The organism is Caecibacter sp. AF58-12pH5A, from assembly GCF_027681725.1.
Taxonomy (GTDB): Bacteria; Bacillota; Negativicutes; order Veillonellales; family Megasphaeraceae; genus Megasphaera; species Megasphaera hominis.
Map to the genome: position 1 here is coordinate 126929 of NZ_JAQDBC010000004.1, position 21304 is coordinate 148232.

Annotated in this window: 23 protein-coding genes; 2 read left to right on the plus strand and 21 right to left on the minus strand. The window is 49.7% G+C overall.

Features of this window, described 5'->3' with window-relative positions; genetic code table 11:
* Nucleotides 1–9: 9 nt before the first annotated feature.
* The 10 genes from queA to PGX44_RS03620 all read right to left on the minus strand — a co-directional run bounded on the left by queA (nt 10) and on the right by PGX44_RS03620 (nt 8150).
* On the minus strand, nt 10–1029 hold the full coding sequence (gene queA / locus PGX44_RS03575) for a tRNA preQ1(34) S-adenosylmethionine ribosyltransferase-isomerase QueA (RefSeq protein WP_186502910.1): 1020 nt from the start codon (nt 1027–1029) through the stop codon (nt 10–12).
* A 46-nt stretch (nt 1030–1075) separates the two neighbouring features.
* Complete coding sequence (locus PGX44_RS03580; protein WP_498854285.1) at nt 1076–2314, minus strand: SpoIID/LytB domain-containing protein; 1239 nt, start codon at nt 2312–2314, stop codon at nt 1076–1078.
* An 18-nt stretch (nt 2315–2332) separates the two neighbouring features.
* The gene (locus PGX44_RS03585) at nt 2333–2548 is read right to left on the minus strand and encodes a DUF2905 domain-containing protein (protein WP_186502908.1); all 216 of its coding nucleotides are present in this window, start codon (nt 2546–2548) and stop codon (nt 2333–2335) included.
* A complete protein-coding gene (gene ruvB / locus PGX44_RS03590) occupies nt 2541–3587 on the minus strand; it encodes a Holliday junction branch migration DNA helicase RuvB (RefSeq protein WP_498854286.1) in 1047 nt (348 codons plus the stop codon). The genes PGX44_RS03585 and ruvB overlap by 8 nt, the downstream gene beginning before the upstream one ends.
* A 3-nt stretch (nt 3588–3590) precedes the next feature.
* A complete protein-coding gene (ruvA, locus tag PGX44_RS03595; protein WP_498854287.1) occupies nt 3591–4190 on the minus strand; it encodes a Holliday junction branch migration protein RuvA in 600 nt (199 codons plus the stop codon).
* Nucleotides 4187–4687: a crossover junction endodeoxyribonuclease RuvC gene (gene ruvC, locus PGX44_RS03600; RefSeq protein ID WP_498854288.1), complete on the minus strand. Its 501-nt coding sequence runs from the start codon at nt 4685–4687 to the stop codon at nt 4187–4189. Before ruvC ends, ruvA begins: the two co-directional genes overlap by 4 nt.
* 172 nt (nt 4688–4859) lie before the next feature.
* Complete coding sequence (locus tag PGX44_RS03605) at nt 4860–5489, minus strand: flavodoxin (protein ID WP_186502904.1); 630 nt, start codon at nt 5487–5489, stop codon at nt 4860–4862.
* Between the two features lie 226 nt (nt 5490–5715).
* Entirely contained in the window at nt 5716–5901 is a 186-nt protein-coding gene (gene rpmF / locus PGX44_RS03610; protein WP_186502903.1) for a 50S ribosomal protein L32, read from the minus strand.
* A 36-nt stretch (nt 5902–5937) separates the two neighbouring features.
* Complete coding sequence (locus tag PGX44_RS03615; protein WP_186502902.1) at nt 5938–6432, minus strand: YceD family protein; 495 nt, start codon at nt 6430–6432, stop codon at nt 5938–5940.
* A 77-nt stretch (nt 6433–6509) separates the two neighbouring features.
* Nucleotides 6510–8150, minus strand: coding sequence for a nucleoside kinase (locus PGX44_RS03620; RefSeq protein WP_289001241.1), 1641 nt, complete (start codon nt 8148–8150; stop codon nt 6510–6512).
* A 147-nt stretch (nt 8151–8297) separates the two neighbouring features.
* Here PGX44_RS03620 and PGX44_RS03625 point away from each other — a divergent pair, with 147 nt between their 5' ends.
* Nucleotides 8298–9329: a hypothetical protein gene (locus tag PGX44_RS03625; RefSeq protein WP_498854289.1), complete on the plus strand. Its 1032-nt coding sequence runs from the start codon at nt 8298–8300 to the stop codon at nt 9327–9329.
* A 67-nt stretch (nt 9330–9396) separates the two neighbouring features.
* Here the strand turns inward: PGX44_RS03625 and PGX44_RS03630 are convergent, their stop codons facing one another.
* From PGX44_RS03630 to PGX44_RS03640, 3 genes are all read right to left on the minus strand, one after another.
* Nucleotides 9397–9816: a SoxR reducing system RseC family protein gene (locus PGX44_RS03630; RefSeq protein ID WP_498854290.1), complete on the minus strand. Its 420-nt coding sequence runs from the start codon at nt 9814–9816 to the stop codon at nt 9397–9399.
* Between the two features lie 240 nt (nt 9817–10056).
* The gene (gene galU / locus PGX44_RS03635) at nt 10057–10926 is read right to left on the minus strand and encodes a UTP--glucose-1-phosphate uridylyltransferase GalU (protein ID WP_289001239.1); all 870 of its coding nucleotides are present in this window, start codon (nt 10924–10926) and stop codon (nt 10057–10059) included.
* Between the two features lie 12 nt (nt 10927–10938).
* Entirely contained in the window at nt 10939–12987 is a 2049-nt protein-coding gene (locus PGX44_RS03640) for an LPO_1073/Vpar_1526 family protein (protein ID WP_498854291.1), read from the minus strand.
* Between the two features lie 179 nt (nt 12988–13166).
* Here PGX44_RS03640 and PGX44_RS03645 point away from each other — a divergent pair, with 179 nt between their 5' ends.
* Nucleotides 13167–13823, plus strand: a complete 657-nt coding sequence (locus PGX44_RS03645; protein ID WP_498854292.1) for an HAD family hydrolase — start codon at nt 13167–13169, stop codon at nt 13821–13823.
* Between the two features lie 40 nt (nt 13824–13863).
* Here PGX44_RS03645 and PGX44_RS03650 read toward each other — a convergent pair whose 3' ends face one another.
* From PGX44_RS03650 to PGX44_RS03685, 8 genes are all read right to left on the minus strand, one after another.
* Complete coding sequence (locus PGX44_RS03650) at nt 13864–15057, minus strand: S-layer homology domain-containing protein (protein ID WP_498854293.1); 1194 nt, start codon at nt 15055–15057, stop codon at nt 13864–13866.
* A 20-nt stretch (nt 15058–15077) separates the two neighbouring features.
* Nucleotides 15078–16109: an S-layer homology domain-containing protein gene (locus PGX44_RS03655; RefSeq protein WP_498854294.1), complete on the minus strand. Its 1032-nt coding sequence runs from the start codon at nt 16107–16109 to the stop codon at nt 15078–15080.
* A gap of 125 nt (nt 16110–16234) precedes the next feature.
* A complete protein-coding gene (locus tag PGX44_RS03660; RefSeq protein WP_498854295.1) occupies nt 16235–17215 on the minus strand; it encodes an asparaginase in 981 nt (326 codons plus the stop codon).
* A gap of 154 nt (nt 17216–17369) precedes the next feature.
* Nucleotides 17370–17957 (minus strand): 30S ribosomal protein S4, encoded by a 588-nt coding sequence (gene rpsD / locus PGX44_RS03665; RefSeq protein ID WP_186502892.1) that lies wholly within the window; start codon nt 17955–17957, stop codon nt 17370–17372.
* A 103-nt stretch (nt 17958–18060) separates the two neighbouring features.
* Nucleotides 18061–18636 (minus strand): histidine phosphatase family protein, encoded by a 576-nt coding sequence (locus PGX44_RS03670; protein ID WP_498854296.1) that lies wholly within the window; start codon nt 18634–18636, stop codon nt 18061–18063.
* Between the two features lie 77 nt (nt 18637–18713).
* Nucleotides 18714–19088, minus strand: coding sequence for a desulfoferrodoxin family protein (locus PGX44_RS03675; RefSeq protein WP_498854297.1), 375 nt, complete (start codon nt 19086–19088; stop codon nt 18714–18716).
* Nucleotides 19089–19261: 173 nt separating this feature from the next.
* Entirely contained in the window at nt 19262–20428 is a 1167-nt protein-coding gene (locus PGX44_RS03680; protein ID WP_498854298.1) for a class I SAM-dependent methyltransferase, read from the minus strand.
* A 29-nt stretch (nt 20429–20457) separates the two neighbouring features.
* A complete protein-coding gene (locus PGX44_RS03685) occupies nt 20458–21297 on the minus strand; it encodes a bifunctional 5,10-methylenetetrahydrofolate dehydrogenase/5,10-methenyltetrahydrofolate cyclohydrolase (protein WP_498854299.1) in 840 nt (279 codons plus the stop codon).
* Nucleotides 21298–21304 lie beyond the last annotated feature (7 nt).

Sequence of the window (21304 nt, forward strand, 5' to 3'; positions counted from 1 at the left end):
TTCCTCCTCTTAATGAATAAACATAGCATCGCCGAAGCTAAAGAAACGATATTTTTCCTGCACCGCAATTTCGTAAGCATGAAGGATCTTTTCCCGCGTCGACATGGCGCTGATCAGCATGAGCAGCGTCGATTCAGGCAAATGGAAATTTGTAACCAAGGCGTCGACGATGTGGAACGTAAAGCCCGGATAAATGAAGATATTTGTCCAGCCGGAGCCACTTTGAAGGACGCCTGTCGTGCCGGCGCTTTCCAGTGTCCGGATACTCGTCGTGCCGACAGCAATGACCCGCCGGCCTTCTGCTTTGGCCTTGTTGACGGTAGCTGCCGCCTCTTCTGTGATGCTGTAGAATTCACTATGCATAGCGTGATCTTCAATATTTTCTTCTTCTACAGGGCGGAACGTGCCAAGGCCCACGTGCAGGGTGACAAAGACCAGCTCTACGCCTTTGGCCTTGATCTTTTCCAGCAGTTCTTCCGTAAAATGCAGGCCTGCCGTCGGCGCTGCTGCCGAACCTTTTTCACGGGCATAGACGGTCTGATATTCATTGGGGTCTTCCATTTTTTCATGAATGTACGGCGGCAAAGGCATTTCACCGATCGTATCGATAATATCGTCAAAGACGCCTTCATAATGGAATTGAACTACGCGGCCGCCGAAATCAGTCCGGTCGAGTACTTCTGCCGTCAGTCCTTCAGGGAATTCGATGATCGTTCCCGGCAACGCCTTCTTGCCCGGTTTTACCAGAACTTCCCAGCGATCCTCACCGACCGGTGTGAGCAGCAGGACTTCCACCTTACCACCTGTCTGCTGACGATGGCCGTATAAGCGGGCCGGAATAACTTTGGAGTCGTTAAAGACCAGGACATCTCCGGCGTGGAGTTCATCGAGAAGATCATAAAAATATTTGTGTTCTACAGCCCCTGTTTCCTTATCATAGAGCATGAGCCGCGCATGATCACGCGGTTCTGCCGGATGCTGGGCAATTAATTCTTTTGGCAATTCATACGAAAAATCTGTCAGTTTCAAAAGTATCCTTCCCATCTCTTACTGAGCAGCTGCTCTGGCAGTTGCCTTAATATAATTTTTCAATATCTGTCCCCGTATAGTAATGGGTCAGTATTTTACGATAATAATTCCGTTCACTGCCATGTTCCCGTGCCATCTGGTAGGCGCCATACTGGCTCATGCCCAGGCCGTGTCCCCAGCCATAGCCAAAAATGGTCAACGGTTCGCCGGCCTTCAGCTGTAGTGTTGCCCCATGGGCCGTCTTTCCCGAATCAGGATCCGGTGCACTCCCCTTGCCCTGATAAAAGTCGAAGAGGGTACTCTTCAAGCCAAAAATAGACTGAAAAGCCTGGCCGGATACCTTTACGGTACCCTTAGAACCACGCACGATCATATCCATAACCCGGCCGGACACACCCCGGTCCGGTACGGCCATGGGCCGCCGGGCTAGCGGTGACAGCGTAATAGAATAGACCTTGCCCACGCCTTTACCGGCAGCAGCCAGATTGGCGCTGAGTTTTTCCGGCGTCGTCGTCACGGCCCAGCTGTACGACGGCATGTTGCTGCTGTCATCGGCTACACCGCGCAGGTATGGAATCTTATTTCCCCAGACGTTTTCACTGTTTTCCGTCCAGCCGCCAGCATTCGACATGAAAAAGGCATCGATCGGCTTACCCCGATAGGTAACGATTTCACCGCGCGTAGCATCAACGGCATGAATGACCGCCGGCGCTTCTCCGTTAATTCCTGCGTAGGTCTGGCTCGCCGTATCATCGGTCATATCAAAACCACGGCGGGAAAAATAATTTTTATGCGTAATGGCATAGGTCCGGGCCGCTACGGCCTGCGCTTTCAGCGCTTCCGGATGCCACGACGGGGACATTTCCTTACCGACAACACCATAGAGATATTCTTCCATTGGCACGACGTTGACGACCGTAAGGCCCCAGCGCTGGGGAGATTTCATAATTTCTAAGGATCCGCGATACGCATAGCCATCGGTAATACGGACAAATCCGGAAGAAGACAGGGGGCGTACTTCTACGTCACCTACTTTTTTTCCGGCTACCTGAACGGCATTGCCAGCAATAGAAAATTGAACCGGTGTCTGGGCGGGAAATTTTTTCCAAAGCTTTCCCTGCGACCAGATTTCCAGGCCAGCCGGACTGGTCAGCGTCACAGAACTGCGTCCTTCACGAATACCGATGCGTACATCCTGGCCTAAGCCGGAAGCCCAGGCAGCACTGCTGACATAGACTCCCAGGGCCAGCACAACAGCTGCTATGCGCCAAAAAAAGTGCTTCATTCCACTGCAGCCTCCCTTTCAATGACGGAAAAAGACATTGAGTAAGATAGACAAAACAATGCTCAGGACAATACAGGTCACTATGGGGAAATCAAAGGTCGTATTACCATGGACTACATGAATATCGCCGGGCAGACGGCCAAAAAAACGGCCCAGGCCCAAGCGGTCTAACACGGTCCAGGCAGCACCGGCCAGAAAAATGAGACCGCCAATAGCCATTAGTATCTTACCCATTGTTTTCCTCCCCAAAGAGTGACGGACTGGACGCACCCGTCTGTTGTGGTTCCGGAATGCCCAAATGCTGATAGGCTGCTGCCGTAACGACGCGGCCCCTGGGCGTACGATTCAGGAATCCCTGCTGCATCAGGAAAGGCTCGTACACGTCTTCTACAGCGTCAACGGATTCACTGATTGCCGCAGCAATCGTATCGAGGCCGACAGGTCCGCCGGCAAATTTCTCGATAATGACCTGCAATACCCGCCGGTCTGTGCGGTCCAGGCCACAGCGGTCGACTTCCAGACGATCCAGGGCCGAAGCAGCAATTTGGTCGGTAATGGCAGGCGATCCCGCCACTTGGGCAAAATCGCGGACACGCTTTAACAGGCGGTTGGCAATACGCGGCGTCCCGCGGGAACGCCGGGCAATTTCCAGGGCGCCCTGTTCTTCAATTTCTATGTCCAGGATTTCTGCTGTCCGCTTGATGATCAGCACCAGCTCCTCAGGTTTATAGAATTCCAGGCGGCTTATGACGCCAAAGCGGTCCCGTAAAGGCGGTGCCAGACGGCCTACCTGGGTCGTCGCGCCGACCAATGTAAAGGGAGGCAAATCGATGCGCACCGACCGGGCACTAGGGCCCTTGCCGATGACGATATCCAAGGCGTAATCTTCCATCGCTGCATAGAGGACTTCTTCTACGCTGTGGGACAGGCGGTGGATTTCGTCGATAAAGAGCAGGTCCCGTTCCTGCAAATTCGTCAGCAAGGCGGCCAAATCACCAGGCCGTTCAATAGCCGGCCCTGACGTAATGCGCAGATTGACGCCTAATTCATTGGCAATAATGCCGGCCATAGTCGTCTTGCCCAAACCGGGCGGGCCGTAGAGCAAAACATGATCCAAAGCTTCCTTGCGCAGCTTAGCCGCCTCAATAAAGACACGCAGGTTTTCCTTGGCCTTCGTCTGGCCAATATATTCATTTAAATAATGAGGACGCAGACTGTACTGCCACGAATCACCTGGCAGATCTGCTGTCTCAATAATCCGGTTTTCCTCCATCGCTTACCTCCCGCTGCCCAGTGTACGCAGGACAATCTTCAGCAGGTCCTCTACATTGTCGTACTGGCCTGCATATTTTTGAATAGCCGGCAGAACCTCCTGTTCGGCATAGCCCAGAGATTGAAGCGCTGCCAGCGTCTCTGCTGCGGCACCACCGGCAGGCGTACTGACGACGTCCTCTATCGCTACGTCGCCGGCATCAACCGTACCGACCTTATCCTTCAATTCGAGTACCAGCCGGTTCGCCGTTTTCTTGCCGATGCCGGGCAGCTTCGTCAAGACGCTCATATTGTTCTGGCTAATGGCCAGGCGCAACGTATCCGGCGTAACCGCCCCTAAAGCGTTGACCGCCAGCTTGGGCCCAATACCGTTTACTGTAATGAGCAGCAAAAACAGTTCATACTCATCCTGTGTCAGAAAGCCATAGAGGGTAATATCGTTTTCCGTAACACTCATGTACGTATAGAGCATCGTCTCTTTACCGACGCTGAGTTCGCCCAGGGTCGTTCCGGAAACGATGGTCCGGTAGCCGACACCGCCTACTTCAATGAAGCAGGAGTTGGCAAATACATGCGTAATTTTTCCTTTTAAATAGCCAATCATAGCTGCACCGTCCTTTTCAAGCTGAGCGAATGACTGGAATAAATCGTATAAATGGCCATAGCCAGTGCATCAGCCGCATCGTCAGGCTTAATTTTCTCGCGAATGCCCAAAAGGCGCATAGTCATATCGATAACCTGTTCCTTTGTTGCCCGGCCGTAGCCTGTTACGCCCTGCTTGACCTGCAACGGGGAAAATTCCAGAATAGGAATTCCTGCCTGCTGGGCCGTCAGCAAAATAATGCCCCGGGCCTGACCGACTGTAATAGCCGTCGTCACATTGCGATTAAAAAAAAGCTGTTCTACACCGACGACGTCTGGCTTATATTTCTTATATAATTCGTTGAGTCCGTCGTACAGCATGACCAATCGTTCGGCATCGCTATACTCCGGCGTCGTTTGTACCGTTCCGTATGTAACGGGATGCAGCCGGCTGCCGCTCGCGTCGACGACGCCAAAGCCGCAGATGGCCGTGCCCGGATCGATTCCCATAGCCCGCATAGGTTACCTGCCTCCACACGCAAAGACTAACTAATTGATAGACTAAATTGTATTATATCATGAAACAGCCCGGATGGTACAGATATGCACTTGTTTTACGTCATTTTTACGAAACAAAAAGAGCGGGGCAAGCATGCACTGTATGCATGCTGTCCCGCTGTTATCCAAGCGATTAGAAGCCTAAGGTTTTTATCCAATCCTGTACATCCTGCTGCGATGCGCCCGATGGGAACCGTTTGCCTTCCAGCCAGTTGCCCGTACCTGCCATTTTCTGCAGGAGCTTACCGCTTTCACCAAGGCCAGAGCTATAGGATGTAGCAAACGGAATGACCGTCTTACCGGTAAAGTCATTGGCTTTTACAAACGTATCAACCGGCCAGGCTGCAATTCCCCACCAAATAGGATAGCCAATGAAAACCGTATCATACGACGACCAGTTATCCACTTTATCCTTTACGAGCGGCACGTTACGCAGACTTTCATCCTTGTGTTCCTTGGATACGCGGCTCGTATCATTATTATAGTCCAAATCAGCTTCGCTATACGGCTGAGCCGGCTGCAGTTCCAGAACGTCGCCTTTGGTTGCCGTAGCGATGTACGAGGCTACATTTTTCGTGTGTCCCGAAGCCGAGTAATACACGACCAGGACCTTGCCGTCATGCTTAATAGCCTGCGCTGAAGCTTCCGTCTTCGTTTCCTTTGCAGATGCCCCTGAAGCCGAATCGGCCTTGTTGCCACAGGCCGACAGGCCAAATACCATGAGCAGTCCTAAGGCCAGAACTAGTATCTTTTTCATTTTCATTGGAATACCCCCTTGTGTAATCCCCTTGCCGGGCCGCTTGAAGGCGCCCGGGAAATCATTTATTACTACGTTCTATTATACATCAGAGGAACAGTCCTGTGAACGCTATATCCAGCCATAGAGCATACTTATCTCGTATGAGTATTTCATGCTTTTTAGGTATTTCTGTATCAGGAGCGACAAAAAAGAGCACCCTCGCAAGGATACTCTTTTTTATGTCAAACTCTTATTCAGCTGTAGTGTTGTTAACAACCTGTTTGCCTTTGTAGTAGCCGCAAGTCGGGCATACATGATGAGGCATTACTGCTTCGTGGCACTGCGGGCATTCAACGAAGCCCGGTGCTGTCAACTTCCAGTTGGCACGACGCATTTTCTGACGAGTCTGGGATAATCTGTTCTTTGGTACTGCCATGTTCTGCACCTCCTTAAATCATGGTACGTGATTGTTCTAATTTTTAAGTAACTTCCCCAAGACAGCCATTCTTGGGTCAATACTGTCGGTAGGACAACTACAGGGTCCTTGGTTTAGGTCTGCACCGCATTGCGGACAAAGCCCTTTGCAATCAGGCCGGCACAATACCTTCATAGGCTCGCTGAGGATCAAGATTTCTCTAATTGTCTCCGTCAGATCAATATACTCACCGTTATAAGGCAGTATATCTTCGGGAAGCTCTGCTTCCGTACCATAGACTTCAGACAGTGTTGCATTCCGATCCACCGATACCGGTGTCAGGCAGCGACTGCAGGAATACATACCCGTTGTATGTACAGTTCCTTGTACAACCAGATGGTTGCCATCGAACCAAAACGTGCCTTCCACAGCCACATCATGGCTTTTCCAGGGAAAAGCGTCTACATCACCCAGTTCGGCAGCCGGTTTTTGAAAGGAAAAAGGAAATTGCTTTCCTTCAGCCTTGAGTGCTTCTTCGACTTGTAGTTTCATTATTTCTACCTCGACTATACTATTATATCCATCAGTCTATGCTTTGTCAATGATTAATTATCTGACGCCCAGCCGCCCTATTTGCCGATAAATTCGCGCAATAAGGAATTATTCGGCACGACGGACGCGTCGACAGAGCGGAAGGGTTTTAAAAAGAGGAGCAGCCGCTGGGCTTCTGCATAATAGGGATTATCCGGTTCCACAGAAGCTAAGAGGGGTTCTGCAAAGGGTTTGAGTACAGACAGTTCATAGGGCAAGGCCGTATTAAAAATGGTATCGGCATCTTCCTGATAGGGGTAAATATTCGTTTCTTCTCCACGGCGAACGTCACTCCAGATTTCTAATGTCGCTTGCGGACCACGGGCGCGGAACTGATGGTCCCGGACGAGACGGCGGATGATCCGCGTATCCGAAGTAGAAATACGGTTGTGGTCGTTAATACGAATCTGCGTCAGCACGCCCAAGGAAATCTTCACCTTTTCATAGCGCGGCAGCATGTAGGTCAAGGAATCGTTTAATGCGTGCAGGCCTTCGACGACAATGGGCTGATTTGTTTCCAGACTAGTCGGCTTTTCATCAAAATGACGCTGGCCCGTTACAAAATCAAAGCGCGACAAGTGGACTTCCTTGCCCTGACTCAGATCATCGATTTGCTGATTGAACAAGGGTACGTCAATAGCCCGTAAAGATTCAAAGTCATAACTGCCGTCAGGATTGCGTGGCGTATCTTCGCGATTATAAAAATAATCGTCCAGGGAAATGCGTACCGGCCGGAGACCCACGACACGCAGTTGCGTCGTCAAGCGCTTGCAAAAGGTCGTCTTGCCGGCTGATGAGGGACCGGCGATCAATACGACTTTGATACCGGGTTTTTGATTGACGATATAATCGGCAATCTGGCCCAGCTTCTTTTCCTGCAAAGCTTCTGCCATATCAATAATCTCCTGTATCGTACCATTTTCAATATAATGATTCAAATCCGATACGTATTCACAGCGTACGATACGGCCCCATTCTTCCGCATCCAGGAACAGGCGGGCCATCTTGGGAATCTCTTTATATTCCGGCAATTCTTCCGGATTTTCTACCTTAGGGTATTCCAAAATAATCCCTGGCGCATAAAGGCGCAGGTTGAAACACGTCAAATAGCCCATGCTTGGCAAGAGCGGGCCCATGTAATAGTCAAAGCATTGGCCGCACTGGTAGGCCATAATATGCGTCACGTCTACGTGCTGCAACAGTTCTGCTTCCCGCGTCATGCCACGGTTGCGGCACATAGCCATGGCCGTGTCGGCGCTGGCTACGACCTGGGTAATTGTTTCATCCTGTTCGACGATTTCCTCCATCCGTTTTTTTATTTCTTCTACATCGTGCAAGGTAACCGTATGTCCCAGCTCCAGTTCACAATAGAGGGACTTGCGCAGGGCATGCTTGACGAGCACCTTGCCCTGAGGATAGAGATCCGATACGGCCCGGACCAAAAGAAAAATAGCCGTACGCACAATACACTGATTGCCCTCTGTCGTTGCCAGGGAAAACCATTCGATGTCTCCATCGGCATGGACCTTCGTCTGCAGGCCTGCCATTTCATTGTTGTATAAAGCAGCGGCAATGCGTGGTTTGGCCTGAGGATATTCCTTTTGGCTAATGGCCAATAGCGTCGTTCCCTCCGGAACTTCATAGACTTTTTTATTTGTTTTATCGTGTAAAGTAATCATCTATGCGTCTCCTCTTTCTTCATTTTATTCCAGCCGGTTTATTTCTGGCAAATACATCTAGAAATATTATACGTTTATTTTTACAAAAATGGTATAATGATTTTAATCCGTTCTCTCTATTTGTTATATATGAAGAAGGTTTTATTCTTGAAAAAACATAAAATTCCTACACCGGACGTCTCCATTCTGGCAGCCTTATTTATCATTTTACTTTGTATAGAGGCTGCCATTGGCGCCTATGAAGAAGTCTATAAGGCTACGCCGGACTATTCATTCAAGCAGCTCATCCAGGCTGTTCAGCAGGAGGACAGCGAAAAAACCAATGCCTTAACGGACACTAAAAACATAGCTGCCCAGATTTTTGATACGCTTTCAGCCAATGTCAGCGGTATTGACTCTTTTCCTATCCTGCGTACAGCCTGGGCTCCCTTGCGCAGTGATTTTATTGACGACAGCAGCCGCCTGGTCACACTGTCCTTACAGCCTCAGGCAAACGGGCTGGAACGCAAGGGCATGGAGGATGCGCTCAAGGCTTGTCTGCAGGCCCTAAATGCTCCTATCCCCCTGACGGGCTGGCATTATGCAGGCCACGAGTTCGCCCACAAGACGGACAGTACCCACGCCGAAATGGATATTACCCTTTACAATGATGAATTACAAGCGTACATCCCTTGCCGGATTCAATTCACCCGCGTTTCGCCCCATGTCTGGCAGGTCAGCGGCCTGGCCGATCCTAAATCGTTCATCGATCACATCGACAGTGCCCGCTCTCAGGCGCTAGCAACGTATAATGCGTCCCTGCAACAGCAAATAGATGCGCTGGTCACCTTAAAAAACACGTCAGCAACGCTTATTCACGGCGATGGCCAGCAAGCCTTTCTGCGCCTTACGTATACGCCTGTCATTACCGGAAACACAGGGATTCAGGAAATCCACGGCCTCTATGAATTACAACGGGACGCTGACAAAGCCATCCTCTATTCCGGTACGATCCACTTGTCACCGGTTGTATCCAACCAGGCCCATACGAGCCAGTTCCTGTTAAATCCCATGATTCCCAGCCAGTATGCGCTCATAACGCGCACCAATTTAGACGGCACGCACAGCAATCTGCGCATTACAGGTATTACCCGTGCAGATGGTTCGACACTACAGCTGGCAGATAAAATTCCTCACTGACAAAGCGTACCAGTATAACGAAAAAACCCCTTCCAGAGCACTCTTTCCGGAAGGGGCTTTTTGTTACTTATCTGACTAATACTTCGACAATCTTCGGTTTTGCATTGGCATCATTGCTTAACGAACGGTCAAAGAGCTTGACGCCTACAGCGCCAAGGAGAAAACCGATAATACCGCCGGCAATTTCCAGGTTAATTTCATTCAGGCCCTGGGAAATGGCGATCCAATGGCCGATAAACACGCCTGCTGCTGCAACCAGGAGGGGCATGACAAAACAGACAAACGCGCCAATGACGATGTTCGTTTCCCGCATTTCAAACTTGACATGCTGTCCTACTTCAGCGCCTACAGGATTTAACGCCTGAACAACTATATTTTGTGCGCCATCGCAAGCACCGCAAGCCATGCAATCGGAATGACGGCCAACCTTCACATCTGCCAATCCATTATCGTTGATCCCTACGATCGTACCTTCTTCGATCTTCATAAAGACCCCTTCTTTCATCCTATGTTATGAAGAATAATTATCTTTTGCTTTTCAAATCTAGTATAGCATGCAAATTCGCAATAATCAATACCTCTGTGGTGTTCTTTAGGTATAGCATCGTTGCCTTTTTGACCTTATCATTTTTTCTTCTAATCATAATGTTATTGCTACCCGTATACTGACAGAGAAAATGCAAAAAGGCAGGGAATGGAGACGAACGTCAGCATTCCCTGCCCTGTATTATAAAGAAAGGCTTTTTAAATAATCCCGGAATTCCTGGCCCAAATCAGGACGGCGCAAGGCGTATTCTACAGTGGCTTTTAAGAAGCCCAGTTTGTCTCCTACGTCATAGCGTTTGCCTGTAAAGCAATAGGCATAAACTGCTTCCCTGGACGCCATGGTTTGCAGCGCGTCGGTCAGCTGTACTTCACCGCCCTTGCCCGGTTCCGTGCGGCGCAGGATTTCAAAAATATCCGGCGTAATGATGTAACGGCCCAGAACAGCAATGCGGCTCGGTGCTTCTTCGATGCTGGGCTTTTCGATCATATTCGTCACCCGCATCAGGTTTGCATCAGGCGTAGGCACGCCCTTGACGATGCCATAGGCGGATACCTTATCCTGTGGTACTTCCTGACAGCCCAGGACGGTGGCACCAACCTTATTATACATGTCGATCATTTGCCGCAAGGCCGGCACAGTTTCATTATAGACGACATCGTCACCGAGCAGCACAGCAAAGGGTTCATCGTCAATAAACGATTGGGCACAGAGGATGGCATCGCCTAAGCCGCGCATGTGCTTTTGCCGGATATAATGGATATTGATTTCCGAAATACTGCGGACCATTCGTAACAGTTCCGTCTTGTGATGTTCCTGTAAATTCAGCTCCAAAGCAATATTCGTATCAAAATGATCTTCAATGGCCCGTTTCGCATGACCGCTGATAATCAGGATTTCTTCGATACCACTCTGTAATGCTTCTTCTACAATATACTGAATAGTCGGTTTATCTACAATGGGCAGCATTTCTTTCGGTGTTGCTTTCGTAGCCGGCAAAAACCGCGTGCCAAACCCAGCTGCAGGAATAACGGCTTTACGAATTTTCTTCATACCGTCGCCTCCTTATTCGAACCAGCGTGACAGGTCAAACTCTTCACCAATGGTTTCTTTCACATAGCCTTGTGCCAAATAGAGGCCCAAGAGAGACAAGGTGGAAATCCGTAAGAGCGTGCTATCCCAAATATCCCCTAAGTCGGCCAGAACGGGCGAAATATCTTCCATGACATCCAGTGCTTCCTCACCGGTAAAATTACACGGCCGTTTTTTAGCCAGGCGCAAGAGACGGTCCTGCATTTCCCGTTCTGTAATACCGGTTGTCCGGAAGTAGCGGATAGCCATCGTATCATCGACGAGAGCTAACTTGATAAGCGGCGAATTAAAGGAACGAACAATATATTCCCGCGGAATACGCTGTCCCTTCAAGGCCTTGCGCAGTTCTTCTTCTGTAAAGCCGCGGTAACGGAACAAGAGCGGATACGAGTCTGCCAGAATTTCGGCAAAGCGTGTTTCCTTCGTTTCTAACGCCGTACAGTGCAAATAGTCGAGCTGCTGATAATAAGGCCGTTCCGTCGGGAAATGGTCGAGGAAGGGCATGACGTATTTTTCAATGTATTGGCCGAATGTCGCCTTATCTACGTTGTGGGAATTACGCGAGTAGAGGAAGAGCAGCAAGAGAGCCAAAATCTGATAATGGGAACGGTTCAGGTAAGGCATTACTTTCAGGGCATCGATGGCTACCAGGTGCCGCGTAGACACGGCAGGGCAGCAGACGATATCATAAAAAGCACGCAGTCCCATCGTAGCAACATAATCCTGTGGATCCGACACATAGGCCTTCTGCAAATTCTGCAGTGCTTCCTGCACGATGAGCGGTGCTACCATCTTTTCCCGTTCGGCATCGGTCTTGCAGCCTACACGATTAAAGGCCGCTGCTGTAATATTGTTGACATTCTGCTGAAACGCTTCTGTGGCAATACCATATTGCCCCATGAAGTGATGGGCACACTCACGGATAATGGAAGAATTTTCGACCGTATCCGAGGCCCAGATCGAATCGTGGGATACAGGGCGTGTTTCCGTCCCCGACGCTGGCAATTCATTGCCCCACGGGCTTTTTCTAGCCTCTGCCGCAGCCCGGCTCTGAGTCCGTCTGTCTGCAGTCTTGCCCGCAGCCTGTACAGGCCGGTTCGCATCGGTATCTTTGCTGGCTGTATCTACCTGTACGGGTTCCATACGGCGTGTTTCATCACCTGGTGCATTTGATGAGAGGGTATGTGTTCTTGCCTTCACGGGCGGCATGATCTGTGTCTGGTCGCCGACACTATCAGCCACAGCAGCTGCTACCTTAACGGCAGGAATAACTGTCGTAGCGGCTGTGGCTGCCGCTTCGCCGGCAGGTGCATTTTTAGCCGCCAGGTCTGCCGAAACGACGGCAGCCATATGGGCTAATGAAGGATCGCCGGCATCCTTGGTTTCTTCCTTCTTATGTGCCGCAGCCTGTTCCTGCCGCTGGCGCAGAGCTTCTGCCTGTTTTCTGCGTCGCTCTGCTTCAGCAGCCTGGCGTTCTGCCGCTTCTTTTTCGGCTGCCCGGGCTGCTGCTTCTTCGCGGCGTTTTTTGGCTTCTTCTGCTTCCGCCTTGAAAGCAGCCGCTTCTTCTTTATCTACCTTATCCATAGCCTCGATGATTTCATCACGTGACAAGACCCGTGTAGCGTCGAGGTTATCCTTTGCCGTTTTATGGCTATGCTGCGTATCTGCAGCCTTATAGACAATATGGCCATCCTGGCGAACGGCTTCCCCTTTAGTCGTGACAAAAGCGGTTTCTTCCGGATTTTCCCGGCGTTCCCGTACAGTTACCGTCGATATTTTGGGTACCGGCGCTGTATGCGACCGTGCTGTAGACCGTTCAGCCTGCCGTTCATTGTGCAAGGCTTCGATTTGTGCCCAGGCGGCCTTTTCTTCTGCTTTCTTTTGCGCTAACTGCTGGGCTTCTTCCCGTTCCTGCTTTTTATGGCTTTTTTCTGCCTTGCTGCCGGAAAAGAAAATCAGGCAAATAACGAAAAAAACAAGTACTACGCCTGCCAGTATGATATACGGCAAATAACTAGACATTTCATCCTCTCCTCTATAACCTATAACATAATCTTAAGCCCTATTTTACCATAGATGGTACACAACTTCCAGTTTAGAAAGAGGCAGTTACGACGTAAGTTTTCGTCGCCGCCCCATTCCGTGGTATAATAAAAAGCATGTTAAACAAAGGAGGCCTTATGCCGATTCCGGCATGCATTATGAAACCATATAAAGCGATTATTTTCGATATGGACGGTACTGTCCTCGATACGTTAGATGAATTAACCCACTCCTTAGCCCACATTTTCCGGCAGCACGGGCTCCCGGAAAAAACCAGTCAGGAAGTCCGCGCCTGCCTGGGCTATGGCTATATCGGCCTGATTCAACGGGCCGTCCCTGAGCTGCCGGTGGCGGAACAAGAACAATTAGCCCGGGAATTCAAGGACTGGTACGGTGCTCATTGCGCCGGCCATACATGTTTGTATGCCGGCATTAGCGAATTATTACAAGCTTTAAAAGACGCCGGACGGCAGACTGCAATCGTTTCCAACAAGGGGCAGGCTGCCGTGACAACGCTGCACGAAGAGTTCTTCTCCGGCCTGGTTACGTTCTCTCTGGGTGAGTCACCGCTTTATCAAAAGAAACCGGCGCCGGATATGGTCTGGGAGGCCTTAAAGCGCCTGGGCTGTGCCCAGGAAGACGCCGTGTACATAGGCGATTCGGAGGTAGATAAGCGCACAGCAGATAATGCCGGCCTGGATTCTATCCTCGTCACCTGGGGTTTCCGGGATCCGGCTTTTTTGAAAGCGTTACAGCCGGACTACCTCGTACATACGCCGCAAGAATTACAGACGCTCCTCCTTTCCGGAGACTAATAAAAACAACCTGTTCCTTCAAGAGGAACAGGTTGTTTTTTCACTTAATCGTATCTTGAATAACGGAATCGACAGCTTTGTTCGTAGCCGTATCATACAGCGGTGAGTATACATTAGCACCATCACGATCTGTATTCGTCTGGGTATCTGCCATATCTTCATCCGTTGCGTCGCCTGCCTGGACTGCCGGCTTAGCCGCCGCGATGGTCTGAAGATCCCGGATTCTGACAATGCCTTTGCCTACACGTTCTTCCAATTTTTGCAAGGTCGAAACGGCTAAAGGCCGGCGCACGATCACATCGATTTGTTCTGCTTTGTAATCAGGCATGGCACCGATATAATTCTGTACGCCTTCTTCCGAAACAATGCAATTAATAGCCCGCATCATGAGCTGGTCATAATCACTCCGGGCAAAGCGGGCCGGACGGATTTCCAGTACATCATAGCGGCTGACATCCCGTTTCAGGCGTTGATTGAGGAACATATGCGGTCCTGTTTTCATGCCTAAGACGAGTTTGTTGCCATCCCAATACAGCGTCCCCTGCTGGAAATAGGCAGGCATACTGCCATATTCCGCGTTGAGCGCCCGGATGACCTGCCGTTCTACATCGACATGGGATACGTAATCGCCGTCAGAATGGCTCACGTGGTACATGGTTTCTGCTGCTTCCGCCCGGGTTATACCGTCTTTGGGACGAAACAGGTTGTCCGCTGAGAGCATGAGATTTTTATTATGCAAGTACTGTACCGCTTCCAGGTCTGCCGCATCGATAGAGGCCTGGTCCGCATAGGGTGCCACTGTACGCGAGACATCCGTAAGGCCGCAGTACTTTAAATACTGATATAAAACGGCAGCAAATTCTTCCCGCGTCACCGGCTGGTCGGGTTTAAACGAGCCATCCGCATAGCCCTGCAGAATGCCATGAGAGGCAACGGCGGCCATCGCATCGTTGGCCTTCGGTGACGGCGCGTCTGTAAAATTCAGCGGTGCCGTCGGCAAATTCAAAGCCGTGCCATAAATAAGTTGTGCCAAATCGCCACGGGTCAGCACCTGCTGTGGTGAAAAGGTTGTGCCCGGCGCAAAGGTCAGGCAGTTATTATCGTAAAGGTAATCGATCGCCACGCGGCTCTTCAAGCCGCCCAGATCGGTATAGGGCGCAGCTGCGAACACAGAAAAAGACGTGCAGGCAACGAGGGCTGTCAAGACAGCCAAAACTTTCTTTCGCTTAACCATGATTATTCCTCCTGCCTGATTTACTGGATGACAATGCGCAGTACACTGCCCAGCTGTTTATTTAACGCAGCTTGTGTTTCTTTGCTGATCGACGGGACGATCAAGTCTACGCGTTCATTCAAATAGTCTTCTTTCGTTTCTACAGCCGTGCCCGTCGGTTCAGACGCGCGATAGATCTTTTCTGCCTGAGCCTTGATATTTTTATAGTCGTTATAGCTGTATGTCGAACGCTGGACAATGACACTGCCTGCAGGGATTTCCGAATCCGTAGCAATGACCTGTTCCAGCTTATCCTGGTTAGCCTTGGTCTTCACGCCTACGTGAAGTTTATTATCCATCCAGTACATAATGCCATCCTTGGCAAAGTTTTTGACCGAACCGTATACGTCAGTCACATCTTTAAAGACCTGTGTCTGCAGGCTATTCTGCTTTTCCGAACTGCCCTGGCTGTTGTTGATAATGCGGTACAATACGTTGACGGCTTCCCCGCGGGTTACCTTTTGGTTTGGATGGAAATAGTTGTTGGCGCCCTGCATATAGCCGGCAGCAGACAACGTATTGACGGCTTTTTTCGCCCACGGTGCAATAGACGCTTCGTCGGCATACGGCGTTGCCGTATCCTGTACGATAATGCCTTTATAGTTCATATAATTGTAGGCAATTACGGCAAATTCCTGACGCGTAATATCCTGTGTCGGGCGGAACGTATTGTCCTTGTAGCCGCTCATAATCTGCTTATCTACGAGCGAAGCAATGGCCCGTTCAGACCAGCGGCCGCGAACGTCTTTAAAATCAGAGCGCAGGACAGCATCGTTTTCACCCAGCATGTTATCCAAAATAGAGGCAATGCTTTCCCGCGTAATCGGATCATTCGGATAGAAATACCCGTTGCTGCCGCTAATATAATGATTATCATAGAAATATTCTATTGCACTCTTACCCCAATAGCTGTCAATATCCTGTAAACCACTGACAGTACCTGCAGCCATGACGCCGCTGCTCATGGCTGCGGCAAGGGCTGCTACTGCCAGAAACTTCGTATATTTTTTCATGGTATTCCACTCCTATCCAAGGTCTATAGTACTCGTTATATCAGGCCAAACACTGCCAGCCCGATGATTGACTCTATTTATCATATTTTATCATATAGCACGCCGTGTCACAAGGCTGACGCCTGTCAGTACAGCTGGAAGTACTGTTGTACTGCTTCCGGATCGTGTGTTTTTTCCAGTATGAGCTGTAACAGGAGTCGCGCCTTTTGCGGTGACAGATTATCTGCGGCGACGACGCCGGGCCATTGCGGCACAGGACTGACGATACCGCCGGAAGCCCGCGTCGCACGGACAACGACGACACCCTGGCTCAGGGCCTTTTCGATTCCTGCCTTAAGATAAAGAGGCAGGTTGCCATGGCCAAAGCCACAAAATACCAGTCCCTCTGCATGCGCTGTCAATGCAGCTTCGATGAGGTCTTCACTCATGCCGATATGGCAATAGATGATCCATACTGCCGGCAGGCGTTTTCCAGCCCGGCACGTCCATTCGGATGCATACGTATGCTTACGCAAAGGCTTTTGATAAAAAACGGGGACACCGTCCTGCATAAAACCCACATAGCCTAACTGGCCATCAGAAAAAGCGTGTACATGTGTCGTATCTGTTTTTTCTACGTACCGGGCCGCGCAGATAGAGCTATTCATGAGCTGCAAAACGCCATAGTCACCGGCTTCCGGGCAGGCCGCAAGCCGTACAGCTTCCAGCAGGTTTAACGGGCCATCGGCACTGATAGCCGTAGCCGGACGCATGGCGCCGACGATCACAATAGGCTTGTGTGTATGCACAGTCAGATTGAGAAAATAGGCTGTTTCGTCCATAGAATCCGTACCGTGTGTCACGACGATACCGTCAACATCGTTCCGGTCTGCTACGGCCTGAATCCGTCCTGAGAGGCCGGTTAACAGCTCTTCCGTCATAGACGAACTATCGATATTGCAGTATTGCTCGCCTGCAATAGACGCGTATTCGGTCAATGCCGGTACGGACGCAATCAATTCGGCAACAGAAACCTCACCGGCCTGATAACCAAGCAATTCATCAGCAGCACCGGCCCGGCCGGCAATGGTGCCGCCACAGCCAATAATATAAATGCGGGATTTCATACAAACTCCTCCTCGTAGGTAACAAAATGATACTTCGATTGTATCACGGAAAGCAATGTATCACAAACGGAGCCTGCACGGCGTTATAAAAAAAACAGGAAACCCGAAGGTTTCCTGTTTTCTGCATAGGTTTGTGTATCGCCAAATATGATTATTATTTGCTGTACAATTCGACGATAAGCGTTTCGTTGATTTCGATAGGGAGTTCGTCACGTTCCGGAATGCGGGTAAGGGTACCAGCAAAGTTATCGAAGTCTTTGTCGATATAAGCGACATCGAAAGATTTCAGTTCTGTGAAAGATTTTTTGAACATTTCATTCGAACGAGAGCTTTCTTTCAGGGAAATAACGGAACCAACTTTGACGTTAGCCGACGGAATATCGCACCGTTTGCCATCGACAAGGATGTGGCCGTGGTTTACCATCTGACGAGCCTGACGGATGGAATTAGCGAAGCCAATACGATAAACCAGGTTATCGAGGCGGCATTCCAGCAGTTTCAGCATGTTCTGGCCTGTAACGCCTTCCATCTTCTTAGCTTTATCATAATAACGGACAAACTGACGTTCCAGCAAGTTGTAGTATGCACGGAGCTTCTGTTTTTCCAATAACTGTGTGCCATATTCAGACATTTTCTTCTGACGCTGATCTTTCTTAACGCGTTTTAATGCCTTAGGATGTCCGTACACATTCAGTCCGAACCGGCGACATTCCTTAAAACGCGGGTCTCTCCTCGTTGCCATTTCTACATCACCTCATAGTAAATAATTAGATATTTTCTGCACACAATGCAGTGTTGTTATTCTATCACAATTACGAATTCCTGTCAACGTTACCGCCCATAGATTATGGCAGCGTGATTTCAACGATTTGGCCATTTTTGACAGCCGGACTATGCAGAAAGCGGCGCATATAGGCAGCTGCTGCCAACCCGGGCTCGTGCCGGACGAGGAGCAGGTTGCGAATGAACTGGGCGTGCGTAAAAACGACGATGAAATGCTCGTGCCGCTTTTCCAGTGCAGCCAGGGTTTCTGTAATGCGTGACACGAGTTCTCTATAGCTCTCTGCATCACCGGCATCCACATAATCCGGATCCAGGTTGCGCCAATACGCAATCACCCTGGGCCGTCGCTGGGCCGACGTCGTACCTACGCAGGTACGGGGCGAAAGGTACACAAATTCATGCACTGCCGGCCAAACTTCTACAGGCACGTCCGGATATAAGCGGCACAGGGGAGCTGCCGTCTGCCGGGCCCGTACGTACGGTGAGGTGATGATGAGATCAGGACGGGGCACGAACAGGCTGACAGCCTTAGCCTGTTCTTCTCCCAGCGGAGACAAGGGAATCGTACGATGGTCTTCCGTGGCAGCTCCGGCATTTGCTGTACTTTCACCGTGGCGGATCAGCCATATCTTTTTCAAAATTGTATTCTCCTTTTTATGTTTCCTGCAAAAAAAGCGGGCCCGTGAAAGCGGGCCCGCCACATACTGCCTGATACTTAGATTTCTGTTTTCCACAGGCCGTGCAGATTACAGTACGCATATACTGTACCGGAACCGACGAGATGGAATTCTGTTTCCGGTTTTTCACCCGGTTTCAGATATTTGAAGAGCAATTTGCCTTCACTGGCTAAGGCAATCCATTCGATGAAATGGTTGTCAAGCATAGGATGTTCTACGGAGCCAACCGTTACATGCATCATCTTATCGCCCTTTTCTACAGCCGGCGTATGTTTTTCCGTTGCTGCATCAACTGCACCCGGTACGAGATGTACCATAGGCTGTCCACAGCACGTAAGATTTGTGCCGCCACCGGATTTGATAACTGCAATAATATTGCCGCACAATTCGCATTTGTAAAATTCTACTGCCATGTTCCTTACCCCCTTCAGAGATAAAACGAAACTGTAGTAAATATGAATGGGCACTACGTACCATATCATATCTTATATGAATAGTATAGCATAAACAAAGCGAATTGTATATTACCTAAGAATCATTTTTTCTGAAATGGTAGCACTTTTTATTGATTCGGAACGTTTACTTTTTAGTACCACCGTGTCATAGGCAGGTCATTATTCGTGCCCTTCGTAAAGAGGAGCTGGTGCACATCGATATAACCGATATAGAAGGCGACCGCGCAGCCGCACAGATAGAGATCCCACATGCGGACAAATTCTTCACCCTTATCGGCAGCTACCTGGTCGCGGACCTTCTGGAAATTATGATACCAGCAGCTCAGTGTCTTGTAGTAGTGCCGGCGCAGGCTTTCAGCATCGAGGAGCTGGAACGGTCCCTTGTACGCCAATTCTACGATTTCATAGATTGTCGGCAACGTACCGCCCGGGAAGATATACTTGCGCATCCACGGATTGCTGTTCTGTTCGTCCCGGCCATCGATGTAATGGAGGAGGAACAGGCCTCCGTCCTTCATGACCTTATCAACGACATTCATATACCGTTCAAACTGGGACCGGCCTACGTGTTCAAGCATGCCTACACTGACGACGCGATCGAATTTGATGTCTTTTTTGGGCAGATCACGATAGTCGAGAAGATCGATATGCACCTGATCTTCCAGGCCTAACGCCTTGATCCGTTCCTGTCCCATCGCCCACTGTTCGTGGCTCAGGGTGCAGCCATAGCCCTTGACACCGTACTTTTGCGCGGCTTCAATGAGCAAATACCCCCAGCCGCAGCCAATATCGAGAAGGCTTTGTCCTTTTTCCAGGTGCAGCTTGGATAAAATATAATGAACCTTATTTTTCTGGGCTTCTTCCAGCGTATCGTCATCATGCTTGAAATACGCACAGGAATAACTCAGTGTCGGATCAAGCCAGAGCTTATAGAAATCATTGCCCAAGTCGTAATGGGAGCATACTTCTTCACGCTGTGTCGTCTTGTCTTCCGACGGATACAGAAGCGAATTGACGGCACTTCTGTCTAAAGAGAACTGATCTACCTGTTCGAGCAGGCATTCCAATACCGTGAATAAATCCCCTTCAATTTCCAAATCTCCCCGCATAAAAGCTTCCCCTAAGGATAAAGAAGTCGAAGTCAGCAATTCTTTCTTTGGGATGTCTTTATGAAAGATAACGCGAAATAAGGGTTCGCCCGTACCAATCGTATAATGTTTCCCATGCAATACTACATCAAAGCAGTATTTGTCGAATCGTTGCAAATAATAAATAAGAAAATTATCCATTAAATGCATGCTAACACCTTCATTCAGATAAATTTAATTTATGCTCTGTTTTCTATGCCGCACACAGCATTTTCCAATACCATCATGGTCGTTACAGCGCCTACGCCACCTGGCACGGGTGTCACTGCACCGGCGATTTGTGAAACCGCCTCAAACTCTACATCACCTACGGTCTTCCCTTCTACCCGGTTAATGCCTACGTCGATGACGATAGCACCCGGTTTTACCATATCTGCCGTCACCAGTCCCGGTGAGCCGGCAGCGCTGATCAAAATATCGGCCCGCCGGGCAGCAGCCACTAAATCGCGCGTGCGCGTGTGACAATGTGTCACCGTAGCATTGCGGTTCAGGCAAAGCTGCGCCAAAGGTTTGCCAACTACATTGCTTCTCCCGATAATCACCACCTCTTTCCCCGTCAAAGAAATATGATAATAATCCAGAATTGCCATGACAGCCCGGGGCGTACAGGGAACAAATCCGGGACGGCCTGAAAAGAGACGGGCTACATTGCTGTCCGTCAGGCCATCGACGTCCTTTTCAGGGCTGATACAGTTAATCACTTTTGCCGCATCAATATGGCGCGGCAAAGGCATCATCATGAGAATACCAAAAATATTTTTACCCTCATTAAAATGCGTGATCATAGAGATCAGATCATGTTCACATACCGTCTCTGCCAGCCTGTAAATTTCTGCTGATAACCCTACGCCTTGAGCCACCTTTTGCAACGACCGGGCATACAAATCAGAGGGTTTATCACTGCCGGCTAAGATAATCGCCAGTCCTGGCTGTATATGGCGTTCCTGAAAATCATATAACCGCCGTTCCACCTTCTCTCGGTGAAACGCAGCCACGGCTTTGCCATCCAATAAAACCATAAAAATC

Excerpts from the sequence above, each read along its gene's own strand:
- PGX44_RS03580 (WP_498854285.1), bottom strand. The coding sequence starts at position 2,314 with ATGAAGCACTTTTTTTGGCGCATAGCAGCTGTTGTGCTGGCCCTGGGA.
- PGX44_RS03585 (WP_186502908.1), bottom strand. The coding sequence starts at position 2,548 with ATGGGTAAGATACTAATGGCTATTGGCGGTCTCATTTTTCTGGCCGGT.
- ruvB (WP_498854286.1), bottom strand. The coding sequence starts at position 3,587 with ATGGAGGAAAACCGGATTATTGAGACAGCAGATCTGCCAGGTGATTCG.
- ruvA (WP_498854287.1), bottom strand. The coding sequence starts at position 4,190 with ATGATTGGCTATTTAAAAGGAAAAATTACGCATGTATTTGCCAACTCC.
- ruvC (WP_498854288.1), bottom strand. The coding sequence starts at position 4,687 with ATGCGGGCTATGGGAATCGATCCGGGCACGGCCATCTGCGGCTTTGGC.
- PGX44_RS03605 (WP_186502904.1), bottom strand. The coding sequence starts at position 5,489 with ATGAAAATGAAAAAGATACTAGTTCTGGCCTTAGGACTGCTCATGGTA.
- rpmF (WP_186502903.1), bottom strand. The coding sequence starts at position 5,901 with ATGGCAGTACCAAAGAACAGATTATCCCAGACTCGTCAGAAAATGCGT.
- PGX44_RS03615 (WP_186502902.1), bottom strand. The coding sequence starts at position 6,432 with ATGAAACTACAAGTCGAAGAAGCACTCAAGGCTGAAGGAAAGCAATTT.
- PGX44_RS03620 (WP_289001241.1), bottom strand. The coding sequence starts at position 8,150 with ATGATTACTTTACACGATAAAACAAATAAAAAAGTCTATGAAGTTCCG.
- PGX44_RS03630 (WP_498854290.1), bottom strand. The coding sequence starts at position 9,816 with ATGAAGATCGAAGAAGGTACGATCGTAGGGATCAACGATAATGGATTG.
- galU (WP_289001239.1), bottom strand. The coding sequence starts at position 10,926 with ATGAAGAAAATTCGTAAAGCCGTTATTCCTGCAGCTGGGTTTGGCACG.
- PGX44_RS03640 (WP_498854291.1), bottom strand. The coding sequence starts at position 12,987 with ATGTCTAGTTATTTGCCGTATATCATACTGGCAGGCGTAGTACTTGTT.
- PGX44_RS03645 (WP_498854292.1), top strand. The coding sequence starts at position 13,167 with ATGAAACCATATAAAGCGATTATTTTCGATATGGACGGTACTGTCCTC.
- PGX44_RS03650 (WP_498854293.1), bottom strand. The coding sequence starts at position 15,057 with ATGGTTAAGCGAAAGAAAGTTTTGGCTGTCTTGACAGCCCTCGTTGCC.
- PGX44_RS03655 (WP_498854294.1), bottom strand. The coding sequence starts at position 16,109 with ATGAAAAAATATACGAAGTTTCTGGCAGTAGCAGCCCTTGCCGCAGCC.
- PGX44_RS03660 (WP_498854295.1), bottom strand. The coding sequence starts at position 17,215 with ATGAAATCCCGCATTTATATTATTGGCTGTGGCGGCACCATTGCCGGC.
- rpsD (WP_186502892.1), bottom strand. The coding sequence starts at position 17,957 with ATGGCAACGAGGAGAGACCCGCGTTTTAAGGAATGTCGCCGGTTCGGA.
- PGX44_RS03675 (WP_498854297.1), bottom strand. The coding sequence starts at position 19,088 with ATGGCAGTAGAATTTTACAAATGCGAATTGTGCGGCAATATTATTGCA.
- PGX44_RS03680 (WP_498854298.1), bottom strand. The coding sequence starts at position 20,428 with ATGCATTTAATGGATAATTTTCTTATTTATTATTTGCAACGATTCGAC.
- PGX44_RS03685 (WP_498854299.1), bottom strand. The coding sequence starts at position 21,297 with ATGGTTTTATTGGATGGCAAAGCCGTGGCTGCGTTTCACCGAGAGAAG.